Origin of the sequence: Acinetobacter sp. CIP 102637, from assembly GCF_000368425.1 — a bacterium.
In the GTDB taxonomy this organism is placed as follows: Bacteria; Pseudomonadota; Gammaproteobacteria; order Pseudomonadales; family Moraxellaceae; genus Acinetobacter; species Acinetobacter parvus.
This window is the reverse complement of the sequence record NZ_KB849435.1, coordinates 1770505-1774703: the sequence shown is the minus strand read 5'-3', so window position 1 is coordinate 1774703 and position 4199 is coordinate 1770505. Positions and strand designations below refer to the sequence as shown.

4 protein-coding genes are annotated in these 4199 nt (G+C 34.2%); 1 reads left to right on the top strand and 3 read right to left on the bottom strand.

All coding sequences use genetic code 11. The features are described from left to right. Positions 1-78: 78 nt before the first annotated feature. The 3 genes from F967_RS11520 to F967_RS11510 all read right to left on the bottom strand — a co-directional run bounded on the left by F967_RS11520 (position 79) and on the right by F967_RS11510 (position 3698). Positions 79-1602 (bottom strand): acyltransferase family protein, encoded by a 1524-nt coding sequence (locus F967_RS11520; protein ID WP_004683152.1) that lies wholly within the window; start codon positions 1600-1602, stop codon positions 79-81. 58 nt (positions 1603-1660) lie between these two features. After that, the gene (locus F967_RS11515) at positions 1661-2548 is read right to left on the bottom strand and encodes a hypothetical protein (protein ID WP_004675546.1); all 888 of its coding nucleotides are present in this window, start codon (positions 2546-2548) and stop codon (positions 1661-1663) included. A gap of 187 nt (positions 2549-2735) precedes the next feature. After that, complete coding sequence (locus F967_RS11510) at positions 2736-3698, bottom strand: glycosyltransferase family protein (RefSeq protein ID WP_004640776.1); 963 nt, start codon at positions 3696-3698, stop codon at positions 2736-2738. A 220-nt stretch (positions 3699-3918) separates the two neighbouring features. Between F967_RS11510 and F967_RS11505 the strand changes: the two genes are divergently transcribed. Next, a complete protein-coding gene (locus F967_RS11505) occupies positions 3919-4134 on the top strand; it encodes a glycosyltransferase family 25 protein (RefSeq protein ID WP_082188752.1) in 216 nt (71 codons plus the stop codon). Positions 4135-4199 lie beyond the last annotated feature (65 nt).

The window sequence follows — 4199 nt, the reverse complement described above, 5'->3', positions numbered from 1 at the left end:
TGCCATAAAATACTCCATATATTGATGTTTATAACATCATTTGAGGAGCAGAATATCACTTATAGGAGTTGTTCAAATTTACGGATCCATCTCTGACCAACGGCCTGCGAATATCAACACATCGTATTGATCTATATGTTTAGATAAATACTCACGATTTAATAAGCACTGTTGATACGCTGTAGATTGTTTGTTCCCTGTAAACTCTTTATTAAGACTTGGATAACACCAGTTTGTCGTAATGGCTTGTATATTTAAGTTCAGCTTCTTTCCAATCTGATCCCAAAACGGGCTATTGTGACCTGCAAATGAATCTCCAAATAACAGTGCCGATTTTGCATTTTTCTGTTCTGAAGCAATTGAGCATTCAAATCCTTGTGAGCCTACTTTGAGATTATGGTTATCTTTAATATTATAAAAACACCACCCATTTTCAACACTTGGCATTTGCATTTTGTCTAGATTAGAGGGAGTGTTAGATTTTTCTCGACTTGCAAGACCATTTTCTTCTATATGTTTATAGATTGGATAAAGTAAGAGTAGGGTGGAAATAAACAATAAATATATATGCCCTTTTTTGAGCTTTTGTAGGGATTTTCGACTACCTTCGATGTATTTATAACTTAACCACCCCAAGAGTAAAGAGAGTCCGAGGGAGAGACTTAAGCTAATAAAATTTAATTTAATAAAAAAATAATTCAATAAGAAAAATACAGGCCAGTGCCATAAATAAATAGAATACGATGCACTACCAATGTTTTGGATGAATTTTGCTTGAGTGAAAATTGAATTTTGACGATTAGCAATTAAGATGAGCATTGTACCCATCACTGGTAATAAGGCTAAAAAGCTTGGCCAAGGTGTATTCTGATCGTATAAAACTAGACTAAGAAGAATAAAGGTAAAACCCAAACCTTCACTGAGTTTTTGTAGTGGGGCAGTGAGTTGTTTATTATTAAAGTAGTAATATACCAAACCTCCAGCAACTAGTTCCCACGTACGCGTTGTCAGCTTAAAGAACCCATACATGGTATCTTTAGCTGTCATTAATGTTGAAAATGATAGGGAAGCAATAAGTATAAGACTTAAAAAAATACCAATATATTTTAATTTTTTATCAAATTTTGCATAAATAAAGAGCAAGAGAGGAAATAAAAGATAAAACTGCCATTCAACCGAAAGAGACCAAGTGTGAAGTAGGGCTTTATCATGTGTATCGGCAGCAAAATAATCACCAGCTTGGCGATAATAAAGATCGTTTGATAGAAAAGTCAGACTGTATCGTGCATCTTTAGCAAAATTCTTAAAGTCTTCTGGAATAAAAATAAACCAACCCAGTATGGTAAGAAATACAATAAGGAATAAAAGTGCTGGAAATATTCGTACAATTCGAGCGAGATAAAAATCTGTAAAAGAAAGCTGCTGCTTAAACAGTTTTTCAATGATAATTTTTGTCATCAGATAACCTGAAATGACGAAAAAAATATCAACGCCAAGATAACCAGCCGAAAACCCAAATATTTGGAAATGGAAAAGTACAACTAAAATTACAGCATAAGCTCTTAATCCATTAATATCATTCCTAAAAGTATTGATGCTCATGCAATAAGTTTTCTAAAAAAAGAGTAATTGTATGATTTATTTCATAATGACTGGATAATTAGATTGTATTGATTTTTTTAAAAGATTCTATGGCACTTGTGGGGGAAAGATTATAAACCTGAACTTGGTGCTCTATAAAGAATTCAGCCGCAGCATCAAAAGCGGGAAAAATTAAATGTAGGTATTGATCTAACATTGTTGGCTGTTTGTTTTCTATACTCTCATAAAAACGTGGCTGAGAAAAATTATTCATATCTAATCCAGCGATATAAATTTCTTTAAAACCAATTGCATATGCGACTTGTAATGCCACATATGGTACAGTTAAATAATCAAATACTGCATTGAATATATTCGTTGAAAAGCCAAATTCGCCATATAAGTGAAAATAAGGTTTTTCTAAATCTAGTTTGTGCTTTTTACCCATGAATGGTTCAACAGTTTTATCTTGGAAAATAGTCTCGATGATTTTGATTTCGCACTTAATTTGACTTGGGTCAATTCTTTTTAAAATGATGTCTAAACAACGAGGCGTTGTGAAAAATATACAATCACTGTTAAGAACTTTTAATATTAGATCGAAACGCTTAGTCGTAAAATTAAAATCAATAATTACGTAATATTTAAAGTGAATGTGATCTAGTGAAATAGCACCATTCACACCAATATAGTCATAGTCAGGATTGGTCAGAAAACGTTGATCTATATCTTTGACAGAAGGCCCAGTTGCAACCAATACACAGGTATTTTTTTGACTTTTAAATGGTTTTGTATGATCGGCAATTAATTTTTTATTAAAAAATAATTGCTCTAAGTCGCCTTCGCTATTGCGAACAGTCTTGTAGTATGGCCAATAGCGGCGATTATGTTTATATGCTTTGGAATGGAAAGACTTATAAAGGAACTTGAAAATATTTTGTGTAATACGATTGAAAATCTGTTGCATCGAGTTTACTCAGGTATAAGTTTACCACCATAGGATGGAGGATAGACTAAAATTAATCTCTTAATTATATGATATTTTTTATTATTAGCGCGATTGTGGGAGAGTGAATCTGTATTGAATATTTTAACACTACCTCCCCCATCGTATATTGTTTAAAAGAAGTAGTGTTATTGTAGCTGCGAAAGCATTAATCATCTAAAGAAAATTTCTTTTTTCCTTTAAATACAGACTTAAGCGATTGAACTGAGCGATTAAACCAGTTCGCCTCTGTATCTGGACGGGTTACTTTGTTGCCATGATAGTTGATCTGTGTTGCTTTTGAAAAATTACCGAAAGGAGTGATCGTATAGTTTTCAGGGCGATACCCATTTTCAAGAGCCTCTTGGTAGTATTGATCAAATAATGCGACAAGGTCTTCACGTGGGTGCGGCATGATTTTCCCATCAAACCAATGCTTTTGCCCAGATGCTTCAAGGCGCGGTAAGGCATATTTATGACTAAACTGTGTACCCATATCAGAGTAATGCAAAATTTTAATTTGCTCAATTGGAAGACCTTCACCATCAATATTGTTGTATGAATCTTGATAAGGTTGAACAAGTTCAGGCTTTTCTTTGATGAGCTGCATCAGTTTTTTATGTCCCTCAGGATCTGCTTGTAGTTCTTTTAATGTAGGCAAATGTTGTTTAGCTTTTTCACAGTCCCATACACAGGTGCATAAACGAGCAGTACTCTTTCCACCCTTTGCGATCACGATCGCATCATTACTCAGTGGATGTGACCATAGCTCAGCAATGTCACATAAAACAACGACATCCGCATCCATATAGATGGCACGACCTTGAAAGTTGCATGACTCAGGGATTGCCCAACGGAAACCTGAGAATGGAGTTGCCCATTTTTCTGTATGCCAACCTTCTCGAGTTTCTTGATTACTGTACCATGGACTTTTAGGGTCATGGCTTAATTGCATCCAAACAATTTCAACAGGGTGTTGGGTGTGTTTTCGAATGCTGTAATCTAAAACCATCATTTGTTCTAAATCACAGTTGTTGGGATCACAACCCACAAATACTTTAATTACTTCATTGTTCATATCTGCAATCACTTCATTATTTATAAAATCAATGCAGTAAGTAGAAGATAACATCTAAAAGAACTGCATGATAAATTAAAAACTAACATTGTAAGTCTATCTTTTCAACATGACTAGCATTGATGTGTATTGATGAACAAATCAACGCAGGATTTCGATATTGGTACAAATGTGTTTTACTTTGTTGTTGTATTTACAAGATAGAATATGAATAATACTTAGATTTTAATATCTTAATGCATTGTGGCACGTTGTTGCTAGTGAAGATTATACTATGAAGAATTATGTGATCAGCCTTACTTATGCGGATCAGCGTCGCGATCATATTTTATCGATTTTTCAGAAACAGGCGATAGATTTTTGTTTCTTTGATGCTGTCACGCCTGCCACGATGGAGCAGATTGCAAATGCTTTAGGACTTGATATAACAAAAACAGATCTTGCTAAAAGTGAAGTGGCTAGAGGTGGTCCCACTTGTTTGAACAACTAAAAGCGTATTTATAAGTGATATTCCGCTCTAGTTAAGCCACCTTGTTTTGTTGGGGTAGCTGATCA